This is a genomic window from Cryobacterium sp. BB736 (genome assembly GCF_014980265.1).
Lineage (GTDB): Bacteria > Actinomycetota > Actinomycetes > Actinomycetales > Microbacteriaceae > Terrimesophilobacter.
The window spans coordinates 772,474-798,752 of the sequence record NZ_JABXWQ010000001.1; the positions used below are offsets into that span (position 1 = coordinate 772,474).

The 26,279-nt window shown below is 67.5% G+C and carries 24 protein-coding genes; 16 read left to right on the forward strand and 8 right to left on the reverse strand.

Features of this window, described 5'->3' with window-relative positions:
- The 6 genes from IRG63_RS03700 to IRG63_RS03725 all read left to right on the forward strand — a co-directional run bounded on the left by IRG63_RS03700 (position 1) and on the right by IRG63_RS03725 (position 6,941).
- Positions 1–957 carry an ABC transporter permease gene (locus tag IRG63_RS03700; protein WP_168625873.1) on the forward strand — a complete coding sequence of 319 codons (957 nt, stop codon included), beginning with the start codon at positions 1–3 and terminating at the stop codon, positions 955–957.
- Positions 954–1,799: an ABC transporter permease gene (locus IRG63_RS03705; protein WP_168625874.1), complete on the forward strand. Its 846-nt coding sequence runs from the start codon at positions 954–956 to the stop codon at positions 1,797–1,799. Before IRG63_RS03700 ends, IRG63_RS03705 begins: the two co-directional genes overlap by 4 nt.
- A gap of 42 nt (positions 1,800–1,841) precedes the next feature.
- Positions 1,842–3,494 (forward strand): amidohydrolase, encoded by a 1,653-nt coding sequence (locus IRG63_RS03710; protein WP_193509250.1) that lies wholly within the window; start codon positions 1,842–1,844, stop codon positions 3,492–3,494.
- A 28-nt stretch (positions 3,495–3,522) separates the two neighbouring features.
- Positions 3,523–4,953 carry an FAD-dependent oxidoreductase gene (locus IRG63_RS03715; protein ID WP_193509251.1) on the forward strand — a complete coding sequence of 477 codons (1,431 nt, stop codon included), beginning with the start codon at positions 3,523–3,525 and terminating at the stop codon, positions 4,951–4,953.
- Positions 4,954–5,051: 98 nt separating this feature from the next.
- Complete coding sequence (locus tag IRG63_RS03720; RefSeq protein WP_168625877.1) at positions 5,052–6,515, forward strand: XRE family transcriptional regulator; 1,464 nt, start codon at positions 5,052–5,054, stop codon at positions 6,513–6,515.
- A 33-nt stretch (positions 6,516–6,548) separates the two neighbouring features.
- The gene (locus tag IRG63_RS03725) at positions 6,549–6,941 is read left to right on the forward strand and encodes a GntR family transcriptional regulator (RefSeq protein WP_227411716.1); all 393 of its coding nucleotides are present in this window, start codon (positions 6,549–6,551) and stop codon (positions 6,939–6,941) included.
- A gap of 4 nt (positions 6,942–6,945) precedes the next feature.
- Here the strand turns inward: IRG63_RS03725 and IRG63_RS14025 are convergent, their stop codons facing one another.
- On the reverse strand, positions 6,946–7,881 hold the full coding sequence (locus tag IRG63_RS14025; RefSeq protein ID WP_193509252.1) for a septum formation family protein: 936 nt from the start codon (positions 7,879–7,881) through the stop codon (positions 6,946–6,948).
- The gene (gene pyrE / locus IRG63_RS03735) at positions 7,878–8,444 is read right to left on the reverse strand and encodes an orotate phosphoribosyltransferase (protein ID WP_370566167.1); all 567 of its coding nucleotides are present in this window, start codon (positions 8,442–8,444) and stop codon (positions 7,878–7,880) included. Before pyrE ends, IRG63_RS14025 begins: the two co-directional genes overlap by 4 nt.
- A 25-nt stretch (positions 8,445–8,469) precedes the next feature.
- On the opposite strand from pyrE, the gene IRG63_RS03740 reads away from it, so the two are divergent.
- The 10 genes from IRG63_RS03740 to IRG63_RS03785 all read left to right on the forward strand — a co-directional run bounded on the left by IRG63_RS03740 (position 8,470) and on the right by IRG63_RS03785 (position 18,310).
- A complete protein-coding gene (locus IRG63_RS03740) occupies positions 8,470–9,090 on the forward strand; it encodes a hypothetical protein (protein ID WP_193509254.1) in 621 nt (206 codons plus the stop codon).
- 9 nt (positions 9,091–9,099) lie between these two features.
- On the forward strand, positions 9,100–9,942 hold the full coding sequence (locus IRG63_RS03745) for an exodeoxyribonuclease III (RefSeq protein WP_193509255.1): 843 nt from the start codon (positions 9,100–9,102) through the stop codon (positions 9,940–9,942).
- A 102-nt stretch (positions 9,943–10,044) separates the two neighbouring features.
- Positions 10,045–10,716: a GntR family transcriptional regulator gene (locus tag IRG63_RS03750; RefSeq protein WP_193509256.1), complete on the forward strand. Its 672-nt coding sequence runs from the start codon at positions 10,045–10,047 to the stop codon at positions 10,714–10,716.
- Positions 10,717–10,769: 53 nt separating this feature from the next.
- The gene (locus IRG63_RS03755) at positions 10,770–11,585 is read left to right on the forward strand and encodes an alpha/beta fold hydrolase (protein ID WP_168625884.1); all 816 of its coding nucleotides are present in this window, start codon (positions 10,770–10,772) and stop codon (positions 11,583–11,585) included.
- Between the two features lie 138 nt (positions 11,586–11,723).
- Complete coding sequence (locus IRG63_RS03760; RefSeq protein ID WP_193509257.1) at positions 11,724–13,121, forward strand: DUF6421 family protein; 1,398 nt, start codon at positions 11,724–11,726, stop codon at positions 13,119–13,121.
- Between the two features lie 74 nt (positions 13,122–13,195).
- On the forward strand, positions 13,196–14,485 hold the full coding sequence (locus IRG63_RS03765; protein ID WP_193509258.1) for a sensor histidine kinase: 1,290 nt from the start codon (positions 13,196–13,198) through the stop codon (positions 14,483–14,485).
- Positions 14,482–15,141, forward strand: coding sequence for a response regulator transcription factor (locus IRG63_RS03770; RefSeq protein WP_193509259.1), 660 nt, complete (start codon positions 14,482–14,484; stop codon positions 15,139–15,141). Before IRG63_RS03765 ends, IRG63_RS03770 begins: the two co-directional genes overlap by 4 nt.
- 83 nt (positions 15,142–15,224) lie before the next feature.
- Complete coding sequence (locus tag IRG63_RS03775) at positions 15,225–16,109, forward strand: ABC transporter ATP-binding protein (protein WP_193509260.1); 885 nt, start codon at positions 15,225–15,227, stop codon at positions 16,107–16,109.
- A gap of 62 nt (positions 16,110–16,171) precedes the next feature.
- Positions 16,172–17,197 (forward strand): ABC transporter permease, encoded by a 1,026-nt coding sequence (locus IRG63_RS03780; RefSeq protein WP_193509560.1) that lies wholly within the window; start codon positions 16,172–16,174, stop codon positions 17,195–17,197.
- 39 nt (positions 17,198–17,236) lie between these two features.
- On the forward strand, positions 17,237–18,310 hold the full coding sequence (locus IRG63_RS03785) for a low specificity L-threonine aldolase (protein ID WP_193509261.1): 1,074 nt from the start codon (positions 17,237–17,239) through the stop codon (positions 18,308–18,310).
- 42 nt (positions 18,311–18,352) lie between these two features.
- Here the strand turns inward: IRG63_RS03785 and IRG63_RS03790 are convergent, their stop codons facing one another.
- The 6 genes from IRG63_RS03790 to IRG63_RS03815 form a co-directional block, all read right to left on the reverse strand.
- Positions 18,353–19,735 (reverse strand): HNH endonuclease signature motif containing protein, encoded by a 1,383-nt coding sequence (locus tag IRG63_RS03790; RefSeq protein WP_193509262.1) that lies wholly within the window; start codon positions 19,733–19,735, stop codon positions 18,353–18,355.
- Positions 19,736–19,841: 106 nt separating this feature from the next.
- Complete coding sequence (locus IRG63_RS03795) at positions 19,842–21,902, reverse strand: acyltransferase family protein (protein ID WP_193509263.1); 2,061 nt, start codon at positions 21,900–21,902, stop codon at positions 19,842–19,844.
- A 16-nt stretch (positions 21,903–21,918) separates the two neighbouring features.
- The gene (locus tag IRG63_RS03800; RefSeq protein ID WP_193509264.1) at positions 21,919–24,081 is read right to left on the reverse strand and encodes an ATP-dependent Clp protease ATP-binding subunit; all 2,163 of its coding nucleotides are present in this window, start codon (positions 24,079–24,081) and stop codon (positions 21,919–21,921) included.
- Positions 24,082–24,108: 27 nt separating this feature from the next.
- Positions 24,109–24,846 carry a hypothetical protein gene (locus IRG63_RS03805; protein WP_168625520.1) on the reverse strand — a complete coding sequence of 246 codons (738 nt, stop codon included), beginning with the start codon at positions 24,844–24,846 and terminating at the stop codon, positions 24,109–24,111.
- Positions 24,847–24,878: 32 nt separating this feature from the next.
- Positions 24,879–25,292: a heat shock protein transcriptional repressor HspR gene (locus tag IRG63_RS03810; RefSeq protein ID WP_168625893.1), complete on the reverse strand. Its 414-nt coding sequence runs from the start codon at positions 25,290–25,292 to the stop codon at positions 24,879–24,881.
- A gap of 8 nt (positions 25,293–25,300) precedes the next feature.
- A complete protein-coding gene (locus IRG63_RS03815) occupies positions 25,301–26,278 on the reverse strand; it encodes a DnaJ C-terminal domain-containing protein (protein WP_193509265.1) in 978 nt (325 codons plus the stop codon).
- Position 26,279: the final 1 nt, after the last annotated feature.

Below are 26,279 nucleotides of genomic sequence, written 5' to 3' on the forward strand. Positions count from 1 at the left end.
ATGACGACACACTCGACCAACGCTCCGGTGACGATGCTGGACACGCCGCCGGCACGCCGCCGCCCGGACTGGCTCAAGGGACCGCGCGCTGCGCTTGCCCTTCCCGCCTGGGCCTGGCTGACGGCGTTCTTCGTCGCGCCGGTCGGCATGGTGTTGTGGTTCAGCTTCGGCTACAAGCCGGGCATCTTCGGGACGCACGCGAACGACCGGCTGTCGTTCGACCGGTACGCAGAAGCGCTGTCTCCGACCTTCTTCCAGACATTCCAGAACACCCTGTGGGTCGGCGTCACCGGCACCCTGATCTGCCTCGCCATCTCAATCCCGTTCGCCTACTGGCTCGCGGTCAAGGCGGCTAACCGGCACCGCGGCATCCTGCTCGCCATGGTCATGATCCCGTTCTGGACCAACTTCCTGATCCGTACCATCGGCTGGCAGATCATCCTCGCGCCCGAGGGCTGGTTCTCGGGGCTGCTGCAGGCAACCGGCGCGCTGGATGAACCACTCGACGTGATGTTCACAAGGACGGCGGTGCTCATCGGGGTGGTCTACAACTACCTGCCGCTCATGGTGCTGCCGTTGTTCGTGGCATTCGACCGGGTGATCCTGCCGCTGCGCGAGGCGAGCAAGGACCTAGGCGCCGGTCGCTGGAGCACGTTCATCAACATCACCCTTCCGCTCGCCAAGCCGGGCATCATCGTCGGCATCCTGCTCGTGTACATCCCGCTGATGGGCGACTACATCACCGCCACCGTCCTCGGCGGGGCGAAGGGCAACATGGCCGGGCAGATGGTGGCCAACCAGTTCCAGACCGCCCAGAACTGGGCGCTCGGCTCGGCGATGGCGGTAGTGCTCATCCTCACCATCCTGATCTCGGCCGCGATCGCATTCCTCGTCGCCTGGCTCGCCAGCTGGCCGCTCCGCGCTCGTGGGCGCCTCGTGTTGGGATCACCCAAATGAAGCAACGCACCTCGCTGATCGACCTGTCGATGCGCGCCTGGGCGGTCATCGTCTTTGCGTTCCTGTTCGCGCCGATCATCATCATCCTGATCTACTCGTTCAACAACGGCCGGCTGCTCGTGGCCTGGGGCGGATTCGGATTCGACTCCTTCGCGTCCATCGTGACCAAGCCGGCGATTCGCGACGCGGTCTGGGTGTCGCTGCAAGCCGGCGTCATCTCCGCGCTGATCGCCACGGTGCTCGGCACTCTCGCCGGGGTCGCCCTTGCGCGGCGGGCAGGCAAGTGGGTGCCCTGGTTCCTCGTCCTGCTGGTGCTGGTCACGGTCACCCCGGAGATCGTGGATGCTGTCGCGCTGCTGCCGTGGATGGTCTTCCTCGGCCAGGATGTCGGCCTCGGACTGTTCGACAACGGCATCGTCCGCCTTGTGGTCGGGCATTCGCTGTTCTCGACTGCGGTCGTCGCGTACATCGTCCGCTCCCGCCTGATCGGGTTGGACGAGTCGCTGGAGGAGGCAGCCTCCGACCTGTACGCGCCGCCGCTGCGCCGCTTCACCCAGATCACCCTGCCGCTCGTCACCCCGGCCGTGCTCGCCGGAGCGCTGCTGTCGTTCACTCTCAGCCTCGACAACACGATCGTCGCCGCATTCGTGCAGGTGTCCGGGTCCACCCCATGGCCGGTGTACGTGCTGAGCGCGGTGCGCACAGGGCTGCGGCCGGAGATCGCCGCGGTGTCCACCATCATGCTGCTGCTCACCCTCGGCGCGCTCGCGCTGGTCGCGGTGGTGCTGCGCCGCGCCGGCGACTCGGCCACAGACATCGCCAAGACCGTCGGCGGCGGCTGAGCCGTCCTCCCCACCTGCCGAGATCGCATCCAAAGGAGTCTTATGCCCACCGCAGACCTCGTCTTCACCGGCGGACCGGTTTTCACTGCCGACGCCGTCCGGCGTCGGGCAACCGGCGTCGCAGTCAAGGACGGCCGCATCGTGGCGGTCGGCCATGACGAGGTGAAGGAGTTCATCGGCTCCGCCACCGAGGTTGTCGACCTGAATGGCCGGATGCTTGTGCCCGGCTTCCAGGACGCCCACGTGCACGCGGTGTGGGGCGGCCTCGACCTGATCCGCTGCGACCTGTCCGAGGAATCGACGAAGGCCGGCTACCTCGCACGGCTGGCGGAGTACTCAGCGGCGAATCCGGACAAGGAGTGGATCCTCGGCGGCGGGTGGGGGATGTCGGCGTTCCCGGGCGGAACGCCGCGGGCCGAGGACCTGGACACCGTCATCCCGGATCGACCGGCCTTCCTGCCCAACCGCGACGGCCACGGCGCCTGGGTGAACAGTCGTGCCCTCGAGCTCGCCGGTATCACCGCCGACACACCGGACCCCGCCGATGGCCGAATCGAACGCGACCCGGACGGCACCCCGACCGGCACGCTGCACGAGGGTGCGATGACCCTGGTGAACCGTCTGCTGCCCGCCACCTCGCCGGAGGACTACCTGCGCGCGCTGCTCATCGGCCAGGAGTACCTGCACTCGATGGGGGTCACCGCCTGGCAGGATGCCATCCTCGGCGACTACGGCGACGCCGGGGACGCAACACCCGCGTACCTGGCGGCGGCGCAAAGCGGCCAGCTCACCGCGCGCGTCGTCGGTGCGCTCTGGTGGGACCGTACGCGCGGCCTGGAGCAGGTGCCGGAACTGGTCGCCCGGCGGGAGCAGTCCCGAGCCGGCCGGTTTGCGGCCACGAGCGTCAAGGTCATGCAGGACGGTGTCGCCGAGAACTTCACCGCGGCGATGATCGAGCCGTACCTCGACGGCTGCGGGCATCACACCGGCAACTCCGGCATCTCCTTCGTCGACCCTGCAGTGCTCCGCGACGCGGTAGTCGAGCTGGACCAGCTCGACTTCCAGGTGCACTTCCACGCGATCGGCGACCGTGCTGTGCGCGAGTGCCTCGACTCGGTTGCTGCGGCGATTGCGGCAAACGGACGCGGCGACAACCGGCACCACATCGCACACCTGCAGGTGGTGCATCCGGATGACGTCTCCCGGTTCAGGGAACTCGGCGTCGCGGCGAACATGCAATCGCTGTGGGCTGCGCTCGAGCCGCAGATGGTCGACCTCACCCTCCCGTTCCTGGGCGAGCCACGCAGTTCCTGGCAGTACCCGTTCGGTGACCTGCTGCGCAGTGGCGCGGTGCTCGCATCCGGCAGCGACTGGTCAGTGAGCACACCCGACCCATTCGCCGCCATCCACGTCGCCGTGAATCGGCTCTCCGCGCCGAGCCAGAAGGAGGGCGACTTCGACGTGTTCCTCCCCGAGCAGCGCATCGACCTGGCGAGCGCGCTCACCGCCTACACGGCCGGTTCGGCCTGGGTGAACCACCTCGACGACACCGGCACCATACGACCCGGCAACCTCGCCGACCTCGTCGTGCTTGATCGCGATCCGTTCGCCGGATCCCCCGAAGAGATCGGCAACACCCGCACGCTGCAGACGTTCGTGAACGGCGAGCGGGTCTACGCCGCCGACAACGCCTGACCTGAGAAGCAAGAGAGGAACGTCCTTCGTGGGCACCACCGTTTTTGAGAGGAACCGGCCGGCGGCCTCCCTTGTCAGCCAATCGCTGAGCGACAGCAAGCACGCCGTGTTCTGGCTGGACGATCTGGGAGAACGGGTCTTGCACCCGAGCTTGTCCGGTGCGATCCGGTGCGACCTGGCGGTGGTTGGCGGTGGCTTCCTGGGCCTCTGGACGGCGGTGCTCGCCAAGCGACGCAACCCGGATGCCCATGTCGTGCTGCTGGAAGGCCGCACGCTCGGGTGGGCGGCATCCGGTCGCAATGGCGGCTTCTGCGAGGCGAGCCTGACCCACGGCGAACAGAACGGCCGAAACCGCTGGCCTAAGGAGATCGAAGCGCTCAACCGGCTGGGGCTCGAGAACCTCGATGAGATCGAACGCGCGGTGATCGAGTTGGGCATCGACTGCGAATTCGAGCGCACCGGCTCGATCGACCTCGCCATCGAGGACCACCAGGTCGAGTGGCTGCTGGAGGAGCCGACCGACGCCGACAACGTCTTCCTGGACGCTGGAGCCGTTCGTGCCGAAGTGGACTCCCCCACCTACCTCGCCGGGCTCTGGCACAAGCGCAGCACCGCGCTGATCCACCCCGGCAAGCTCGTCGCGGGACTGGAACGGGTTGCCGCTGAACTGGGCGTGGAGATCTTCGAGAACTCGCCCGTGAAACGTATCGACGCCGACGACGCAACCGGGCAGCCGGTGTCGCGGCTGGTGACCGCGCACGGTGAGGTGACGGCCACCAAGACGGCGCTGGCGACCAACGCGTTCCCGTCGCTGCTGAAGCGCAACGCGCTGGCCACCGTTCCGGTCTACGACTATGTGTTGATGACCGAGCCGCTGGACTCGGCGCAACTTGCGTCGATCGGCTGGCAGAACCGGCAGGGACTGGCCGACATGGCGAACCAGTTCCACTACTACCGGATGAGCGCCGACAACCGGATCCTGTTCGGCGGCTACGACGCGATCTACCACTACGGGCGCAGGCTTCGCAGTTCGTACGAGGAACGGCCGCAGTCATTTGAGCGACTCGCGAGCCACTTCTTCACCACCTTCCCGCAACTGGAGGGCATCCGCTTCACGCACCGCTGGGCCGGAGCCATCGACAGCTCGACCCGGTTCTGCGCGTTCTTCGGAACCGCTCGCGGCGGTCGCGTCGCCTACTCAGCCGGTTTTACAGGGCTCGGTGTCGGAGCGGTGCACTTCGCGGCGAACGTGATGCTCGACCAGCTCGAAGGCCTGACGACCGAGAGGACGGAACTCGAGATGGTGCGCAAGCGCCCGCTGCCGTTCCCGCCGGAGCCGATCGCATCGATGGGCATCCAGGCCACCCGGTGGTCGATGGACCGAGCCGACCACAATCGCGGGCGCAGGAATCTCATCCTGAAGACGCTCGACGCGCTCGGCTTGGGCTTCGATTCCTGATCGTCTCCAGAACTTCGTCGATTGCGCGCGCAGCATTTATGCCGAAGAACCGCTGGTTTTCTGTTCCGCCGAACCGGCAGACCTGACATTGTGGGTGGATGACGACGGTAATGCCCCTGCCCGCTGACGACACAAGCCTGGATGCGCTCACCATCGGCAAGCGCATCCGGCAACTGCGGCAGAGCCGCGGCATGACGCTGGAGGACCTCGGTACCGCGATCGGGCGAGCCGCCTCCCAAGTGAGCGTGCTGGAGAACGGCAAGCGGGAACCGAGGCTCAGCGATCTGCAGACCGTCGCTCGCGCTCTTGGCGCGACCCTCGACGACCTGCTCAGCGCCGAGCCGCCGTCGCGGCGAGCCCAACTGGAGATCGCGCTCGAGCGGATCCAGCGCGGGCCGCTCTACAGCTCGCTCGGTCTCCCACCCCTGCCGGTGCGCAAGTCGCTCAGCGACGAGGCGATCGAGACGGTGCTCGGGCTGCATGCGGAGCTCGAACGGCTGCACCGCGAGCGCGCGGCGACCCCGGAGGAGGCGCGTCGGGCCAACACGGAACTGCGCGACCAGATGCGCCGGCAGAACAACTACTTCCCGGAACTCGAGAGCACCGCTCGCGGCCTGCTCGCCGCGGTCGGGCACACCGGCGGTCCGCTCTCGCAGCGACTCGCATCCGAACTCGCCGCCCACCTCGGGTTCACGCTGCACTACGTCACCGACCTGCCGGCGTCGACCCGCTCGGTGAGCGACCTGCGGCACAAGCGCATCTACCTCCCGGTGGACAAGAAGGGCGCCGACCCGCGCGGGTCGCTGCTGCGGGCGCTGGCCGGGCATGTTCTGGGCGCCGAGGAGCCCAATGACTACCGCGAGTTCCTGCTGCAGCGGGTCGAGACTAACTACCTCGCGGCGGCGCTGATGGTGCCGGAAGCTGGCGCGGTCGAGTTTCTGGCCGAGGCGAAGGCGAACCGGGAGTTGTCGGTCGAGGACCTGCGGGATGCGTTCGCCGTCACCTACGAGACCGCCGCGCACCGCTTCACCAACCTGGCGACCCATCACCTGGGCATCCCCCTGCATTTCCTGAAGGTGCACCAGTCGGGCACCATCTCCAAGGCGTATGAGAACGACGACGCCAAGTTCCCGCACGACGTGCTCGGAGCTGTCGAGGGGCAGGTGGTGTGCCGGTTCTGGAGCGCGCGGCAGGTGTTCGACATCGCCGACCGGTTCAGCCCGTACCACCAGTACACCGACAAACCGAACGGCACCTACTGGTGCACCTCGAGCATCCAGTCGACCACCCAGGGCGACTTCTCGGTGAGCGTCGGCACGCCGTTCGCTCACGTGAAGTGGTTCCGCGGGCGGGACACGGCGAACCGGAAGAATTCCGGATGCCCGGACCCAGCGTGCTGCCGTCAGCCACCCGCGCCGCTGGCCTCGAAGTGGAGCGAGCAATCGTTCCCCAGCCCGCGCCTGCAGTCGTCGCTGCTGGCCGCGGTGCCGGTGGACACGTTCACCGGGGTGGACCACACCGAGGTGTACGAGTTCCTGGAAACCCACGCCCCGGCATCCTGACGCCTGCGCCGACCCGGTTGATACGTTGGGCGCATGATGGAGGCAGCGTGGGACGCAAGCAGGGTTGTCGTTGACCCGCAGTCGTCGGTGCCGCCGTTCGAGCAGCTCCGGACGCACCTGCTCGAGCAGGTGAGCAGCGGCACGCTGGCACCGGGCACGCGCCTGCCGACCGTGCGTCGGCTCGCCGACGATCTCGGCATCGCCCCCGGGACCGTCGCGCGTGCCTACCGCGAGCTCGAACTGGACCAGATCATCGAGACCCGCGGCCGGAACGGCACATTCGTGTCCACCCATGGGGATGCCGCCGAGCGGAAGGCGCAAGAGGCGGCCGCCGAATACGCGGCACGCATCCGGCAGCTCGGAATCGACGCCGAAGAGGGTGTGCGCCTGGTCGCCGCCGCGCTGGGGTCAGCGCCCAGCTCGTAGCGGTCTAATCTTCTGCGTCGGGCTGCGCGGCGAGGCTTCCGCTGATCGGCTCGCCGGATGCCCGGCTGACGAAGCAGTGGAAGTCGCGACGACCCTCGTTCCAGGCCTGCTCGGTCGCCGGGAAGCTGGTTTCGACCTGGATGTCGCTGTACGCGCCCGCGGCCTCGTAGTCCAGCACGGTCGCGGCCGCGCACAGCGGTTGCAATTGTGCGTCGAGCGCGGCAACACCCGGGAACGAGTCGGCGCCGGTCTCCGGCAGCGGCACGATGCCGCGGTGCACGAGTTGCGCACTGTGGTCAGTGCCGCAATCGACGACCGGGAAAGTGTCGCTCCACGCCCCGGAGTAGCTGTCGAGGCACTCGCCGCCCCGCAGCAGGTCCCACGAGTACTGCCCGGGTGGAAGCGGCCCGACCGTGTCGGCCGTGTCCTCGGCGCCGATCCCGGATGCCTGCGGCGAGCCGACGAGACCCGGCATCTTGGTGCCGACCATGAACAGCGCGACCAGCGCGAGCACCGCGACGACCGCACCCGCCGCCCACATGAGCTTCTTCTGCGTCGAGCTGACGCCGCCCTCCGCCCCTTGGGCGGTCGCCTCCGTCGTGCGGCGCGCGGCGAACGGGTTCTCGCTGGCGATCGGCTCTGCTTCATAGTCGCGGAACTGCTGCTCGCCGAAGAGGTCATCAAGCGCGCCGCCGGCGGGAGCGGCGAATACCTCGGTCGGCAGGTCCGGAGGCGCGGTGCTCGACTCGGACACCAGCGGATCGGCAAGTGCCACCGTCGGCGCTTCGGCAGCGACGGTGGGTGTGAAGGACTCCCCGAGTGCGACCGTCGGCGGGCCGAAGGTCGGCTCCGGCGGCTCGACAAGAGGCGGTGGCTCTTCCTTCGCGCCGAAGCTCTCGGCCAGCCAGTCCTCGAGACTCGCCTCGCCTGGTTTGGTCACTGCGCCCAACCTCCGGATGCCAGCCCGAGGTCCTCGAGCCCGATCGCCGCCAGATACGGATAGCCGGCCGCTTCGATGCGCTCGCGTGCGCCGGTGTCACGGTCGACGACCACGGCGACTGCCACGATTTCGGCCCCGACCTTGACGAGCGCTTCGATCGCCTGAAGCGGGGAACCACCCGTGGTGGATGTGTCTTCAACCACGATCACGCGCTTGCCCGCGACATCCGGTCCCTCGACCTGACGACCCCGGCCGTGATCCTTCGGCTCCTTGCGCACGACGAAGGCGTCGTAAGCGAGTCCGCGCGCTGCCCCCTGGTGCAGGATCGACGCGGCTATCGGGTCGGCGCCCATGGTCATGCCGCCGACCGCTGCGACATCCGGGATCGGGGCGATGAGGTCGAGCATCACCTGACCGATGAGCGGTGCGACGCGGTGGTGGAGGCTGACGCTCCGCAGGTCGACATAGAAGTTGGCGCGCGCGCCGCTCGTGAGGGTGAAGTCTCCGTGGAATACTGCATTCCGCGAGATGTGCTCAATGAGCTGCTGGCGCGCGTCCGTCACCCGACCAACTCTAGTGAGAACTCCCATGCCATCTCGCATCAATCCCCGCGTCGTCGCCGCTGTGTTAGCCGTGCTCGCTTCGCTGTGGTCGCTGTTCCTGCTCCCCGCCCAGCACGTGGCGTGGGAGTCGCTCCCCGACTATCCGGCGCCCGGCTGGGCGCACGCAATCGAGCCGCTGCCGATCTACGACGGCTACCGCGCGCTGTTCGCCCCGCTGGGGTGGACCGAGGACTATCTGCTGTTTGGCGCATCCGCGTCCGTCTCGTTCGTGCTGCTCGCGTTCGCGATGCGTCCCATCACGACAACGCTCGGCGTGACAGGGGCGATCACCTTCTGGGTCACTCTCGCGAGCGGTCCGATGGTGATCGTCAGCTATCTCGCGCGGGACTGGCCGCATCCGCTCCGCGCGCTCTGGGGCATCGAACCGTTTCTGCTGATCGCGATCGGCCTGCTGGCGATCGTGTGCGCCATCGCGGCGTTCCGCCGAGGCATCCGGCCCCGCTGGCCGATCGTGCGGTTCGGCGCGCTCCTCGCATTCTTCATCGGCGGCGCCGTGCTGTTCGCCTATTACCCGCACGGCTCGATGGTGATCGGCGGGCTCGCCGTCGCCGCGTCCGTCGGCTGGTGGGACACCCGCTCCCGATAGCGTTGGGACATGCGCATCGCGACCTGGAACGTCAACTCCATCCGCACACGCTACGGGCGGGTCGTCGACTGGCTGGTCCGTGAGGACATCGACGTGCTCGGCATGCAAGAGATCAAGTGCAAGCCAGAGCAGTTCCCCATCGAGGCGTTCGAAGCGGCCGGCTACGAGGTCGTCGCCCACGGACTCAACCAGTGGAACGGAGTGGCCTTCGCCAGCCGCCTGCCGATGACGAATGTCGAGACGAGCTTCCCCGACCAGCCCGGCTTCGAGAAGGGCAAGGAGGGCGTCGGCCTGCCGCTCGAGGCGCGGGCGCTCGGCGTGACGGTCGAGGACATCCGGCTGTGGAGCCTGTATGTGCCGAACGGCCGCGCGCTCGAGGACCCGCACTACTACTACAAGCTCGACTGGCTCACCCGGCTGCGGGTGTACGCGCAGAACTGGCTGCAGGAGCATCCGGATGCCCCACTCGCGCTCATGGGCGACTGGAACGTCGCGCCGACCGACGCCGACAACGGCGACCCGGCGGTGGTGCCGGGGTTCTCGACACACGTGTCGGAGCCCGAGCGCGCCGCGTTCAACGCCTTCGCGGAGGCCGGCATCATCGACGTCGTGCGCCCGCACGTGCCGGCGGGCCTGTTCACCTACTGGGACTACAAGCAGCTGCGGTTCCCGCGCAACGAGGGCATGCGCATCGACTTCATCCTCGGCTCGCCGGCGTTCGCCGACCGGGTGACCGACGGCGCGATCCACCGGAATGAGCGCAAGGGCGACGCCCCGAGCGACCACGTGCCGGTCACGGTCGACCTCGCGGACGACGAAAGTGACGACGACGATCGCCCGATGATCTTCTGAGCCTCGCTACGCCTGCGTGTTCGGTCAGGTTTCTTGCCCGCGGGAGGTAGACACATCGGTCGCGCCCCCGCACGGGGGCATCCGAATGACTATTCTGGGAGCGTGATCGAGACGACCGCCACGGTGCCGCGAACAACTATTTCCGGTGACGAGGGAATTGCCACCAGCAAGGTGGTGACGACGGTCTTCGAGGCGATCCTCGCCGACATCAACGAGGGCAGGCTCCTGCCGGGCCACAAGATCAGCGACACCAACCTCGCAGAGTCCTTCGGCGTCTCCAGGACACCGGTTCGTGAGGCGATTCAGCGACTCCGCGAGATCGGCCTGGTCGAGGCTTCGGCCAACCGTTTCACTCGCGTCGCTGTGGTGAGCCCGCAGCAGACCGCGAACGCCATGACAGTGTGGATCGCTCTCTATGCGGCCCTCATCGAAGAGGTCGTTCCGGTCGCGACCGACGAACTGGTCGAACAGCTGTCCGCCGACCATGCCGCGTTCGAAGATGCGGTCGCGAAGCTTGATGTGCAATCGATCGCGACGACCAACTTCCAATTCTTCAACCGGATGGCGGTCGTATCGCACAACCCGGAGTTGCGACGCGCCATCCGCTCGGTCGTGCACATGGTGCGGCTCGGCAGCCTCCACCTTCCCGAGTTCATCGACCTGGAGGCGCTGACCCAGGCGCAGACCGAGTTGCTTGCGGCGACCCGGAAGCGCGACCTCGAGAAGGCGCGCGACGCGCTCGGCGTCATCCGCGGCATCCGTATCCCGCAGTAGCGCACGGCGTCGACCTCTGGCGTGCAGTGCGGGCGCTGGAATAGCGTTGCCTCATGCCCACCATCGACGTCGACGGCGCCCGGCTTTACTACGAGACCGCGGGCAGCTCCGACTCCCCCGCCCTGCTGCTGATTCACGCCGGAGTAGCGACGCTTCGGATGTGGGACCCCCAGGTGGACGCGCTGGCAAAGGACCACTACGTCATCCGCTACGACACGCGAGGCTTCGGGGAGACAGAGACCGAGAATGTCGAGTTCTCCAACCGAGCGGACGCCCGCGCGGTGCTGGATCACCTGGGCGTCGACAAGGCGACCGTCATCGGCTGCTCGCGCGGCGGCATGATCGCGATCGACCTCACCGTCGAGTCGCCCGAGCGGGTTGTGGGCCTGGTCACCATCGGAAGCGGCCCAGGCGGGTTTCCGGTCATCGAGTTGACGGAGCGCGAGGATGCCCTGTTCGACGAGCTGGACGCTCTCGTCGAAGAGGAGAACTGGGAGCAGATCGCCCGCAAGGAGGTCGAGCTGTGGTCGTTCGGAGCAGAGCGTTCCGCCGAAGAGCTCGACCCCGCATTTGTTGAGACGGCGTACGCGCTCAATGCCGCCAACGTGCGGCACGCCGATGAGGAGCCGTCGCCGATCCCGCTCGAACCACCCGCGTACGACCGGGTCGTCGACATCACCGTGCCGACCTTGGTGATGGTCGGCGACCACGACGTGTCCGAGACCCTCGCCCAGTACGAGTACCTGGTGACCACGATTCCGAACGCCGACGGATGCCGGTTCCACGACTCCGCGCACCTGCCGAACGTCGAACAGCCGGACGTGTTCGAGCGCGTTCTGGGGGATTGGCTGCGTGAACACGGGCTGTAAGCAGTTTCCCTGCGCCATTCCCACCCGAAACGCACCATAACCACCGAAGTCACAAAGAATTCCGGCACCGCGCCCCCGTAGGCTGGAGGGGTGTGACTGCACAGTGCGGTCCCGAGTCGACGATGCGGAGGTTGAACCATGTCCCAGCAGGCAGCGCAGCACGCGACGCAGGCGATCATTGGCGAACCCGAGGTCGTTGAGGACGGTGCCACCGCGCAGTCCCCGGCTTGGTTGGCCCTCAAGAGCGCCGTGAGCGCCATTCGTGAGCTGCAGATCAAGGACGGCAGCATCCCGGATGCCGGAGACCACTTGCGCGCGGCCGAGCTCGTCGCCGAGATCACCGCGCGCATCCTGGAGCTGGCCCCGCTGTTCCCGCACGACGACGAGTACCTGCGGGCATCCGTCGCCGACTTCGAGCGGTGGGCAGCGGACGGCTTCGGCATGCCGGACTTCCTGGACTCGCTCGTCGCGTTCCACCCGGAGCAGCACCGTGAGGACGGCATCCGCCACCTCGTGGTGTTCCCGATGTACACGCAGAACGGCAGCAGCGACCGGCTGGTCGAGGCGGTGCTGATCGAAGTGATCTGGCCGGAGTTCGTCTCTGAGCTGGAGGCCGGTGACTACTCGAACAAGCTGTTCATCCCGGTGCGTTTCCTCGACTTCACGGCCGGTTACGACACCAACGCGGCTGTGCTGTTCCCGGAGACGGTCGCGACGCGTGAGATCCCGGTGTTCACCTGGGGCGCCATCTTCGCCGACCGTGAGGCCGCTCGCTTCCGCCGCGTCGTGCGTGCGGCATCCGAGATCACCGGTCTCGACCTGCCCGCGGATGCGCGCGAGCTGCTCGAGGATCAGGAGCTCACCGAGAAGACGTTCGTGATGTGGGACCTGATCCACGACCGCACCCATATGCGCGGCGACCTGCCGTTCGATCCGTTCATGATCAAGCAGCGGATGCCGTACTTCCTCTACTCCCTCGAGGAACTGCGCTGCGACCTGACCGCGTTCCGCGAGTCGGTGCGGCTGGTGCGCGCAGAGGACACCGACCCGGTGACCCGCAAGCACGCGCAGCTGGTGCAGTACACGGTCATCTTCGACCGCATCTTCCGGTTCGCGCTCACCGGCAGCCGGGTGCGCAACTACGACGGTCTCGGTGGCCAGCTGCTGTTCGCGTGGATGCACCAGAAGGGCGTGCTGCACTGGACCGACACGACGCTCAGCATCGACTGGGATGAGGTTCCGGATGTCGTGAACGCGCTCGGCGAGGCGATCCACGACCTCTACTGGCGCTCCATCGACCGGCCGAAAGTCGCGCACTGGCTCGCCGCATACGAGCTGGTCTCGGGGACGCTCGCCCCGCATCCGGCATCGAAGTGGGCCCGCGGGCTGGACGACGAGACGCTCGCCGGACCGGCCAAGGGGTACACCGACCAGGTTATGGACGACGAGTTCCCGCTGTCGATGTTCTACGAGGCGCTGCAGAAGAAGATGGCCACCGTGATCGAGTCGACGTCCGGGATCACCGGCGCCGACTAGCCACTGGCTTCAGCCCCTGAGGGCTCCGTCGCGCGACGGATGTGACTCCCCCGGCTCGTCGGTAGCGTTAACGGATGGCTACCGACGAGTGGGTGCGTGAGCGGCCGGGCCCAGATGGCTACCGGCGCGACGCGCTGGCGGCGTTCGTGCTGATGATCGGCACTGCGCTCTCCTCGATGCTCTATAACCGGATCGGCTGGTACAACGACCCCGCGCCGCTGTGGATGAGCGCGCTCGCGGTTGTCGGTCTGACCGCGCCGCTCGCCTTCCGCCGCCGTTGGCCAGAGGCTGTCGCGTTCTTCATCGCCATCGCCTTCTACGTCAGCCAGCAGTTCATGGTGCCGGAGCTGCTCTTCAGCAACATTGCGCTGTTCATGGCCATCTACACGGTCGGCGCGTGGGGCAGGAACCGTCGGCGAGCCAATGTCGTGCGTGGCATCATCATCGCGGCGATGCTCGTGTGGGTCATGGTGAACCTGATCGTGACCGTGTCCGATCCGGATGCCGTCCCGGACTTCTCCCGCTCGGGAATCTTCTCGCAGCTCGCTTCCCTCGCCATCATCCAGGTGGTCACCAACCTGCTGTACTTCGGCGGCGCGTTCTTCTTCGGCAACACCGCGTGGCGTGCGGCGCGAGAGAAGGCGCTGCTGAGCGCGCGCACCGCCGAGCTATCCGAGGAGCGCGAGCGCCGCGCGGTGCAGGCGGTCGCGCTTGACCGGTTGCGCATCGCGCGCGAACTGCACGACGTCGTGGCCCACCACGTCTCGGTCATGGGCATTCAGGCCGGGGCAGCTCGGCGAGTGCTGCAGACCGACCCTGCCCAGGCATCCGCTTCACTCGAGCTGATCGAAACCAGCGCCCGAACCGCGGTCGACGAACTGCACCGCCTGCTCACGACCCTGCGTGAGAACGAGACCGACACCGCGAGCGAGAGTGCGTCAACGCGCGGTGTCGAACAGCTCGAGGAGCTCGCGGAGCAGACCCGCCACGCCGGAACGCCAGTGAGCGTGCAGGTGATCGGCGACCCGGTGCCGCTCAGCCCGCTCGTGAGCTTCACCCTGTTCCGGGTCGCGCAGGAGGCCCTCACCAACACCCGCAAGCACGCGGGCACCGGCGCCACCGCTGACGTCCGGTTGCGCTACGAACCGGATGCGGTCGAGCTGGAGGTCGCGGACACCGGACTGGGAAGAGCCGCAGCGGCGCGCGGAAGCGGCCTCGGCCAGGTGGGAATGCGAGAGCGCGTTGTCGCCGTCGGCGGTGAGCTCGAGGTCGGGCCACGGAGTCGCGGCGGCTACCTGGTGCGCGCGCGCATCCCGCTCACGTCGAGCCGCACGCTCGCCGCACGGTCGGCGGAGCACGCGTGATCCGCGTCGTCCTCGCCGATGACCAGGAGCTCGTGCGCGCCGGGTTCCGAATCATCCTTCAGACGGAGCCCGGCATCGACGTGGTCGGTGAAGCCGGGTCGGGTGCCGACGCGATCGAGGTGGTGACGCGCACCAACCCGGATGTCGTGCTCATGGACATCCAGATGCCCGGCATGGATGGCCTGACGGCCAGCCGGCACATCATCGGCAACCCTTCACTGCGCTCGCGCGTGCTGATCCTGACCACCTTCGACCGCGACGATTACCTGTTTGATGCGCTGGGTGCGGGCGCGAGCGGCTTCCTGCTGAAGACCGCCAGCCCGGAGAAGCTCATTGAGGCCGTGCGCGTCGTCGCGGACGGCGACGCGATGCTCGCGCCCGAGGTGACCAGTCGCGTCATCGCCCGCTTCGGCGGTGCGGCCGCACCCCGCTCCGAGGTGGCAACGGATGTCGGACTCACCGAGCGGGAAAGGGAAGTGCTCGTGCTGGTCGCGCAGGGGCTGTCCAACGCCGAGATCGCCGCGCGGCTGTTCCTCGGGGAAGCCACCGTGAAGACGCACGTGTCGAACGTGCTCGCCAAGCTCGGCGTGCGTGACAGGGTACAAGCGGTGGTCTACGCGTACGAGAGCGGCCTGGTCACCCCCAACGGCTCCTGACTCCGGCTCCACCGCGAGGGGGAGCACACAAACCCGCCGTGCGACGGATGTGCCCGGCTTGGCGCATCCGTAGCGTGGAGCTCATGCTGGAACTCCACTCAATCAACAGGTCGTTCGGGGACCGCCGGGTGCTCACGGATGTCGCGTTCAGCGTCACCGGCGGACGCATGACCGGCTTCGTCGGCGGTAATGGCGCGGGTAAGACCACGACCATGCGGATCATCCTCGGTGTGCTTGCGCCCGACTCGGGTGCGGTGACCCTCGACGGGTCGCCACTCACCGCCGAAGCGCGCACCCGGTTCGGCTACATGCCGGAGGAGCGCGGGCTGTACCCCAAGATGAAGGTCGCCGAGCAGGTGACCTACATCGGGCGACTGCACGGCATGCCGACCGAGGATGCCAAACGCAACACCATGGAGTTGCTCGAGCGGCTCGGACTGGGCGAGCGTGCCAACGACACAGTCGAGAGCCTGTCGCTGGGTAACCAGCAACGCGCGCAGATCGCAGCCGCCCTGGTGCACGAACCGGAGGTGCTCGTGCTGGACGAGCCGTTCTCGGGGCTCGACCCCATGGCGGTCGAGGTCGTGCAGGGCGTGCTGAAGGACTTCGCCGCGAAGGGCGCGCCCGTGCTGTTCTCCTCGCACCAGCTCGACATCGTCGAGCGGCTGTGTGACGACCTGATCGTCATCGCCGACGGGCAGATTCGCGCCGCCGGCTCGCGGGAGACGCTGCGCGAGGCGCACGCTCCTGGTCTCTACGAGCTCACCGTCGCCGGCGACACCGGATGGCTGCGCTCGGAGCCCGGCGTGCGGGTCGTCGACTTCGACGGCGGGCACGCGGTGTTCGAGACCGACTCGACCGAGACCGCTCAGCGCGTGCTGAAGCGTGCCGCGGCATCCGGCGACGTGCAGCGCTTCGCGCCGCGCCAACCGTCACTCGCCCAGATCTTCAAGGAGGTAATCCAGTGAGCCGCTTCACAAGCCCCGGACTCGCTCAGGCCACGTGGCTAATTGCCGAGCGAGAGATCCGGATGCGCCTGCGCAGCAAGGCGTTCCTGATCTCCACCGGCATCCTGCTGCTGATGGTGCTCGCAAGCGTTCTCTTCGGCGGGTTCGCGAGCCAGAACGTTGACCTGCCCAAGGTCGCAGGGGTTGGTTCGGCGGTCGCCGTCGCGGAGGACACCGGTGCGCTCGAGGTCACCGAGGCCGCCACCGTGGACGAGGCGGAGGAGCTGGTTCGATCCGAGGAGGTCGAGGCGGCGCTCGTGCCGGATCCGGATGCGCCGCTCGAGCTGACCGTGATCGGCCTGGACGAGGCGCCCACGTCGGTGCTCGCCGTGCTGAGCGTCACGCCGGGGATCGAGTTGCTTGAACCGAGTGGACAGAACCCGTTCCTGATCTACCTGGTCGCGCTCGGGTTCGGACTAGTGTTCTTCGTCTCCGCCCTCACGTTCGGCTCGATCATCGCGCAGAGCGTTGTGGAGGAGAAGCAGACGCGGATCGTGGAGATCCTGATGGCGACGGTGCCGGTGCGCGCACTGATGGCGGGCAAGGTGCTCGGCAACAGCATCCTCGCGTTCGGTCAGATCGCGCTCATCGCGGTGCTCGCCGGAGTCGGGATGCTCGCATCCGGTCAGGACCTGCTGCTGGCCGATATCGGGCCGTCGCTGGTCTGGTTCGTTGTGTTCTTCCTGTTCGGGTTCGTGCTGCTCGCCGCGCTGTTCGCGGCCACCGCGGCACTGGTGTCCCGGGTCGAGGATGTCGGCTCGGTCACCTCCCCGGTGACGATGCTCGTGATGATCCCCTACTTCCTGGTGATCTTCTTCAACGACAACCCGGTCGTGCTGGGCGTGATGTCGTACGTACCGTTCTCGGCGCCGGTGGGCATGCCGATGCGGGTGTTCCTCGGTACCGCCGAGTGGTGGGAGCCGCTGCTGTCGCTCGGCATCCTTGTGGCGACTACCGCGCTCGTGGTGTGGATCGGCGAGCGGATGTACCGCAACTCGCTGCTGCGCACCGGCGCCCGGGTGACCCTGAAGGAGGCCCTGGTCGGCTAGACCGTCAGCGTGGTTGTCGGATGCGGGCAGAATGGTGGGGTGAGCACACTCCACGACCAGAATCGCCGCGGCTTCGCATCCGACAACTACGCGGGAGCGCACCCCGAGATCATCCAGGCCATCGCGGACGCGAACGGCGGGCACCAGGTCTCCTACGGCGAGGACGTGTACACCGAGCGCCTGCAGGAGGTCATGCGGAAGCACTTCGGTGAGCAGGCAGAGACCTATCCGGTGTTCAACGGCACCGGAGCGAACGTCACCGCGCTCACCGCCATGGTCCCGAGGTGGGGTGCGGTGATCTCCGCACAGACTGCACACATCAACACGGATGAGGGCGGCGCGCCGGAGCGGGTCAGCGGGCTGAAGCTGCTCACTATTGAGACCCGCGATGGCAAGCTCACTCCTGAGCTCATCGACCGGGAGGCGTGGGGCTGGGGCGACGAGCACCGGGCCCAGCCGCTTGCGGTCAGCATCACCCAGACCACGGAGCTCGGGACGCTGTACACGGTGGAGGAGCTCCGCTCGATCAGCGAGCACGCCCACGCGAAGGGCATGGTCGTGCACATGGACGGCGCTCGCATCGCCAACGCCGCGGCCGCGCTGGGCGAGCCGCTGCGTGAGTTCACCACCGACGCGGGCATCGACGTTCTCAGCTTCGGTGGGACCAAGAACGGCCTTCTCTTCGGTGAGGCGATCGTCGCGTTGAATCCGGATGCCGCGCCCGGCTTGGTCTACCTGCGCAAGTTGAACATGCAGCTCGCATCGAAGATGCGCTTCGTGTCCGCACAGCTGGTGGCGCTGCTCGAGGGTGGCCTGTGGTTGAGGTCGGCGACCCACGCGAACCGGATGGCGCTGCGTTTGCGGGAAGCGCTCGCGCGGGAGGTCGCAGCAGGAAACCTTCACGGGATCTCGTTCACTCAGGCGACGGAGTCGAATGCGGTGTTCGCGGTGCTGCCGCCGGGTATCGCCGATCGGCTGCGGGAGCGATTCCGGTTCTACGACTGGAACCCGGCGACCGGTGAGGTGCGCTGGATGTGCTCGTTCGACACCACCGAGGACGACATCGACTCGTTCGTGACCGCGATCCGTGAGGAACTCGCCACGACTGGTTGATCTCGACAGGCTCGATCACCTGGAAGGCAAAGTACGTCTCAGCTAAGTGTCCTTGAGGGCGCGTTTGAGTGCTGCGGTGAGGCGGGGTTTGGCCTTGGTGGTGCGGATCCAGGTTCCGTCTGGGTTGATCCAGGGTGGGGGTTTGAACTCGAGGACTCCGTCGTTGATGCGGATCTCCCAGCCGGAAGTACCCAAGGTCCGGTGGTGGTACCAGCAGAGCAGCACTCCGTTGTCGACGCTGGTGGGTGCGCCCTCTGCGTGGGGTGTGACGTGGTGGATCTCGCACCAGTCGCCGGGGGTGCCGCAGCCCGGGGCGGCGCAGTGGTAGCCGTCGCGGGCTCCGATCGCCTTGCGCTGCTGGGCGGTGAACCCGCGGGTCGGGCTGGTCAGTTGAATGACCGCGCCGGTGGCGTCCAGAGTGACGGTTTGGGTGTCGCCGGTGCAGGCCAGCTGCCGCACCGAGCGCAGTGAGATCGGGGCGTTGATGCCGTCGATCCAGCCGGCACCGGTGCCGTTCTGCAGGTCCTCGGCGGTGACGGTGACCAGCACCGTCGGGGCGGCCCCGTTCACCTTCGGGGTTTCCGGGTCGCCGGCCGCGGCAGAAAGGATGCCGCCGAGCACGTCGTGGCGTTGCTGGTCCGGCGTGCGGTCATCCTCCATCACCGGACCCTCCGCACCGGACGACTCGTCGCCGTCGTCGGGACGGAAGGCGGGTGCGGTGCGTGGGGTGAGATAGGCGTTGAACAGCCGCTGCAACTGGCCGGCAACCAGCGGGGTGAGGTTCCCGGAGATCGGCACCAACCCGCCGACGGCCTTGCCGAGCCCGATGCCGCGCCGCGCCAGCGCTTCCTCCTCCTCGGGCTCTACACCGTCGGGGTCGATGGTGATCCGCCACACGGTGGCCTGGATCTTCAGCTCCTCGGCGGTGGTGGTCGGCTCGCTGGCGGACTCCACCAGGGCGGCCTCGGCCGCTCGCAGGTGGTCGGGGTTCACCCGGTCGATCGCCGGCGCCAGCTCGTCCACGATCGCCGCGGCCATGTCCTGCGACAGCTGACCTTCGGACAGCGCCGCGGCGAGCACCGGGAACTGGGCCGGGAACAGCTCCCCGGTCAGGCCGAACCGGCTGCGGAGCTTCTCGCCCAGCCGGACGCGCCTGCGGATGGTGGCCACCGTGGCGCCGGTGGTGCGCTCCAACAGCTCGGTGCCGCTGCGACACCCCAGCTTGCCGGCCAGCCCGTCACCGCCCAGGGTGCGGCGGGAGCGGTGCTCCACCTCGGCGGCGATCGCCAATCGGGACGCATCCACCAGCCGGCTGAAGTCCTCCTCCAGTGTGCGGGCGGCCACCACCAACGCGTCATCGCCCAGGTCGCGAATGCCGGCGACAGCGCCGGGAGCGAGAGGGTCGAAGCGGGTCGTTGTGGTCATATTTCGATGGTGACACCGCCACCCGACATTCGTAGCTACATTCGAGCCAACCGGGGACAAGTCATCGTCGGCGCTGCCTGGGGAGGACGGCGCAGCGCCGGTCGCGCTACTCCCCCGGCGAGACCACGTGCGCAATGGTGGCGCCGATGACCGGCACCATGCTCAGGGCGAAGGTGTTGGTGAGGTGGTCCTTGTCCCGGTAGACATTCGCGCCGCCGACGACGCTGCGGCAGCGCTCCTCGTCGCAGTACTTGTCGGTGAAGTCGATGAGCGTGGCGCTGGCACGTACCGCTGCCTCCTTCAGCGCATCCGTGTGAACCATCGCGCTGTCGCGCGACTGGGTGCACTCCGACGACGGATTGATGCGGAGGCAGCGGTTGGGGTCGTCCTCGAAGGTCGGGTTGTCAGCGATGGCGATGATGGAAGCGCCTCGCGCCTGTGCCCACGCGTCGACGAACCCCTGGATCGCAACCTCGTCCTTTTCGGCCGCCGACACCCGATACGGGGTGCCCGCGTGCGCGGCCGTGAAGATCGCGTCGAACGCCTCACCCTCGGCCAGCTCGGCAGCGAGAGCGCCGCGCCACGACGAGCACGAGTCCACGTCGCCGGGGGTGAGCGCGCCGACGGGGGCATCGGTCCACGGGCACGCATCCTTCAGGTGGGTGGTGAGCGACCAGCCGCGTTCCTCGGCAACCCTGATCAGGGCCTCGATGTACTGGTAGGCATGGCTGTCGCCGATGAGCGCGATCCGCGGGGCACCGGCATCCGTCGACCCGAACTGGCAACTGCGCGCCTCGATCTCGTTCGGCTGCACGAGGCACTCAATGTGCCCCGGCCGGTCAACATTGCCCAACCCTGGGTCGGGGATGATGGCATCCGCCAACGCCGGATTCACGCAGTCGTCGCTGGTCTCCACGCCGAAGCACTCCGGTGGGGTCTCGCCGACCGCCTCACGCTGAGCGGCCGCCGCGTCATACTTCGGGCTCGTGACCGCCCACGCGGTGCCGACGACCAGGCTCGAGACCGCCATGAGCGCGACGACGCCGGCGAAGGTGTAGCGCGGCTGGTTCTTGGTGAAGAACCTCCAGGTGCGGGCCGGGTCCTCGATGTACTTCTTGGTGAGCCAGGCGAGCACGATGCAGATGGCGATGAGCAGCACCCGGCCCCGGTCGCCCGTCCCCCAGCCAGGCGCGAACGGCAGCACGATGATGAGCGGCCAGTGCCACAGGTAGATCGAATAGGAGAGCCCGCCGATGAAGCGCTGAGGCGGCCCGCCGAGCGCGCTGCCGATGTCCCACCAGCGCTTCGCCCGGTCACTGATGATCACGAGCGCGGTACCGACGACCGGCAGCAGCGCCGTGTAGCCCGGGAAGGGTGTCTCGGTGTCGAAGAACCACGCCGCCGCGAGGATCATCGCGAGACCGGTGTAGCCGACGAGATTTTCGGCGAGCGCACCGTGCGGGCGGAACCGCGGAAGCAGCGCGAGTGCAGCGCCGGCGCCGAACTCCCAGATGCGGGTGACGGTGACGAAGTAGGCCTCCGTCGGGTTGGTCATGGTGAAGATGACGGATGCGCCAAGCGACAGCACGCTGACGGCCCCGATCACTACGATCAGCGATGTCCAGTTGCGGTGGGCCGCATATCTCGCGCCGAGCCAGGTCGCCGCGAGCAGCAGCAGCGGCCAGAGGATCGAGAACTGCCCGGCGAGCGAAAGCGCCCAGAAGTGCTGCGCGGTAGTCGGATCCTGATCGGCTGAGCCGAAGGCGAGTGCCCAATTCTCGACATAGAAGGTGCTGGCGAGAATCTCGCGAACTTCGCCGGGAAGCGCACTGATCGGAAGGATGAATAGCACAGCGAGCCCGCAGAACACGAGCACCGTGATCGACGCAGGCAGCAGCCGTCGCGCGCGTTTCGCCCAGAACGCCGGCAGGTCGAGTCGTCCACTCTGCTCAAGCTCGAGGGCGAGCTGCCCGGTGATAAGGAACCCGGAGATGACGAAGAACACGTCGACACCGACGTATCCGCCAGTAAGCCGATCCGGCCACACATGATGAAGCACCACCAGCAGCACGGCGACCGCTCGCAGTCCCTGAAGGTGTGGCTGGAAGCGAGCCGGCGTCGGCGGGTGCTCCGCTCGAGTGTGTACCGACTGGCGCTGATCAGTCATCGCCAGTCAGGGTATCTCACGCCGGTTCGTGCTCCGCGCTCCGGATGCTGAGCTCATCGGCATCCGGATTCAACTCGACCAGCACGGTGTTGCCGTCCCGGATCTCACCGGCCAGGATGGCGCTCGCGAGCCGGTCGTCGATCTCGTGCTGCATGAGCCGGCGCAGTGGCCGGGCGCCATAGATCGCGTCGAAGCCCCGCTCGGCAAGCCAGGTCCGCGCATCCGGCACCACCGCGAGGTCGAGGCGACGCTCGGTCAGCCTGCGCTGCAGCCGATCGATGTACAGCTCCACGATCTGGCCCAGATCGTCGGTGGACAGCGGCGAGAAGATGACGATGTCGTCGAGCCGGTTGATGAACTCCGGCTTGAACGCCTGCCGCACCGCGACCTGGACCGCTTCCTCCTTCTGCTCCCAGGACAGGTCGGTGTCGACCAGGAACTGGCTGCCGAGGTTGGAAGTCAGGATCAGGATGACGTTGCGGAAGTCGACAGTGCGGCCCTGACCGTCGGTCAGGCGACCGTCGTCGAGCACCTGCAGCAGCACGTCGAAAACGTCGCCGTGTGCCTTCTCGACCTCGTCGAGCAGCACCACGGAGTACGGGCGCCGGCGCACCGCCTCGGTGAGCTGACCGCCCTGCTCGAAGCCGATGTACCCGGGTGGGGCGCCGATGAGCCGCGCGACCGAGTGCCGCTCGGCGTACTCGCTCATGTCGATCCGGATCATCGCCTTCTCGTCGTCGAAGAGGAACTCGGCGAGCGCCTTGGCCAGCTCGGTCTTGCCCACCCCGGTGGGGCCGAGGAACAGGAAAGAACCGGTCGGCCGGTCGGGGTCGGCGATGCCGGCGCGGCTGCGACGAACCGCCTCCGCAACGGCGCGCACCGCCTGCTTCTGCCCCACCACCCGGCGGGCGAGCTCACCCTCGAGATTCAGCAGCTTCTCGGTCTCGCCTTGCATGAGGCGACCCACCGGGATGCCGGTCCACGCGGCGACCACTGCGGCGATGTCCTCATCGGTGACCTGCTCGTTGACCATCCGCTCGCCCGAGCTCTCGGCCTTCTCTGCCGCGGTGAGGTCATCCTCGATCTTCTTGATGACCTCGTAGTTCAGTCGGGCGGCGTCCTCATAGCGGCCCTCCCGGATGGCTCGGTCGAGGTCGATGCGGGCATCGTTGAGCTTCATTTTCAGCTCGCCGATGTCCTGCAGTTCCGCCTTCTCCGAGCGCCAGCGCTCCTCGAGCTCGTCCAGGGAGGCCTGCTTCTCGCTCATCTCCTCGCGCAGCTTCTTCAACCGCTGCTTGGAGGCCTCATCCTTTTCCTTCTTGAGGGCGAGCTCCTCGATCTTCATCCGATCGACCTGCCGCTTGAGCTGGTCGATCTCCACCGGGGAGGAGTCGATCTCCATCTTCAGCCGGGACGCCGCCTCATCGACGAGGTCGATCGCCTTGTCCGGCAGCTGCCGGCCGGAGATGTAGCGGTTGCTGAGGGTCGCTGCTGCCACGAGGGCGGTGTCGGCGATCGCGACCTTGTGGTGCGCCTCGTAGCGCTCCTTCAACCCGCGCAGGATGGCGATGGTGTCCTCGACGCTCGGCTCGCCGACGAAGACCTGCTGGAACCGCCGCTCGAGGGCGGCATCCTTCTCGATGTACTCGCGGTACTCGTCCAGCGTCGTCGCACCGATGAGACGCAGCTCGCCGCGGGCCAGCATCGGCTTCAGCATGTTGGATGCGGCGACCGAGCCTTCTCCACCACCCGCGCCCATCAGCGTGTGCAGTTCGTCGACGAAGGTGATGATCTGACCGTCGGCGTCGTTGATCTCCTTCAGCACCGCCTTGAGTCGCTCTTCGAACTCACCGCGGTACTTGGCGCCAGCGACCAGCGCAGCAAGGTCAAGGGATACGAGTCGCTTGTCCTTGAGCGAGTCGGCAACGTCGCCGGCGACGATGCGCTGCGCGAGCCCCTCGACGACCGCGGTCTTGCCGACGCCGGGCTCTCCGATGAGCACCGGGTTGTTCTTGGTGCGTCGGGTGAGCACCTGACTGACCCGCCGGATCTCAGCGTCGCGGCCGATCACCGGATCGAGTTTGCCCGTGCGGGCGATCGCCGTGAGGTCGACCCCGTACTGTTCGAGCGCGGTCTTCTGTTCCTCATCGGTCGCCGGAGCGCCCTGCATGTTCGCCATAGCTTTCGCGTTTCTTTCTCTTGGTTCTTAGGGAATTACTGTTGTCCTCGGCTCGGATGTCGCAGTCTCAAGGCCGGAGCGCATCACGTGCGCCATCCACCACCAGCTCAGCCAGCCGATGACCGAGTTGACGATGAACCCGAGCAGGAAGCCGACGACGCCGAGCACGGCGGCGATGGCTCCACCGTCGAGGCCGCCTGCCGACAGTGCACCGCCTCCCAGCTGGAGGCCGAAGCTCGTGAACGACTGGACGACCCAGAACGCCGCGACGGCGACACCCGCCCCGGCCCAGGTCACCGGCCACGGCCGATTGACGTCGTGCCGGGCGAGGATGACCTTGCTCAGGTAGAGGCCGAGCCACATGATGCCGAGGCCGACGATCGAGATGATGATGAGCGGGATGACCCACGCACTGAGGTTGACGTTCTCGACGAACTCCTCGAGTCCTGCGTACTGGCCGTAGTCGGTGCTGACGCGGGCGATCCAGGCGAAAAGCCCCGCGAACAGGCCGAGGATGATCGGCACGATGAACAGCCCGAAGCCGATCGTCAGGAGGTTGAAGCCGACGATGCCTGCCCACGCGGCGCCGATCTTCTGCCGACTGCCCAGTGGGGGGCGGGGTGGGGTTGCCGGCGCGTACTGCGGGGCATACGGCTGCCCGGGTGCGGGCTGCTGCCCGTAGGGCTGCGTGGGCTGCTCTCCGTAGGGCTGCCCGGGCGTGGGCTGCTGACCGTAGGGCTGCTGGTTCGGGTCTTCGGTGGTCATGGTCTCCTACTCCTTTGTCGAGCTCTCATGAGTCATCGGGTGAAGGGTTTCCACAGCACGACCTGTGTGTTGCGTTGCGTTCTCGTTCCGGCGCGCAACGGGATGACGTCGCCAGCCTCGTCCGCGGCGAACACCCGCCGGCCGGGGCGGTTCAGCAGTTCGTCGGCGAGTGCGGTTTCCAGTTCCCGCACGCGTTGCGCGAGCTCGTTGACCTGGTTCTCCAGGTCGAGCACCCTGCGGATGCCTTCGAGGCTTACCCCTTCGGAGCTGAGCCGGGCGATCTCCCGCAGCTGGGCGACATCCCGCATCGAGTAGCGGCGCGACTTGCCCGCGGTGCGCTTCGGGCTCACCAGCCCGAGTCGGTCATACTGCCGCAGCGTCTGCGGGTGCATCTCTGACAACTCGGCCGCGATGGCGATCGCGAACAGCGGCGAGTTCTCGTCCATGTCCATCATCATCCGGCCCTCGCCATCAGCTCATCCCGGGGGTTCTCCTTGGGCATCGCCTTCTCGAACGCTTCCAGGTGCTTCTTCGCGTCGGCCGGCACGTGACGCGGCACGACGACGTGGACGGTTGCGAGCAGGTCGCCGGTGCCCTTCTTGGTCGTGACCCCGCGGCCCTTGACGCGCATCACGCGTCCGCTGGGTGTCGCGGCCGGCACCTTGAGCTTGACCAGCGGCCCGTCCAGGGTGGGCACCTCGATGGTCGCGCCGAGGGTGGCCTCGGCAAAGGTGACGGGCACGTCGACGCGCAGGTTCAGCCCGTCCCGCTCGAACACCGGATGCTTGCGCACGGTGACCGTGATCACCAGGTCCCCGGCTTCACCGCCATCCGGGCTGGGCTCTCCCTTGCCCTTCAGTCGGATCTTCTGCCCGTCGGCGACTCCGGCTGGGATGCGGACGCTGATGGGCTTCCCGCCGGCCGGTTGCAGCCGGATGGTGTCGCCGTTGATGGCCGTCACGAAGTCGAGAGTCGTGGTGGCGCTCAGGTCGCGGCCCCTGGTTGGGCCGCCGAACCCGCGGAAGCCGCCGGTCGACTGCCCGAACCCGCCGCCGCCGAACATGCTGCCGAAGATGTCCTCGAAGTCGCTGCTGCTGTAGCTCTGGCGGCCACCGGAGCCGCTCTGGCCGAACATGCCGCCGAAGACGTCCTCGAAGCCACCGCCGCGACCGCCGGTCGCAAAGCGCGGCGCACCGGCGCCGAGCGCGCGCATCTGGTCGTACTCCGCCCGCTGCTCGGCGTCGGAAAGCACGGCGTACGCCTCGCTGATCTCCTTGAACTTCGCTTCGGCCGCAGTATCACCCGGGTTGGAATCCGGGTGATACTTGCGCGCCAGCTTGCGGTAGGTCTTCTTCAGGTCGGCCTCGGAGACGTCCTTCGACACGCCAAGGGCCTTGTAGAAGTCCTTCTCGAACCAATCCTGACTTGCCACG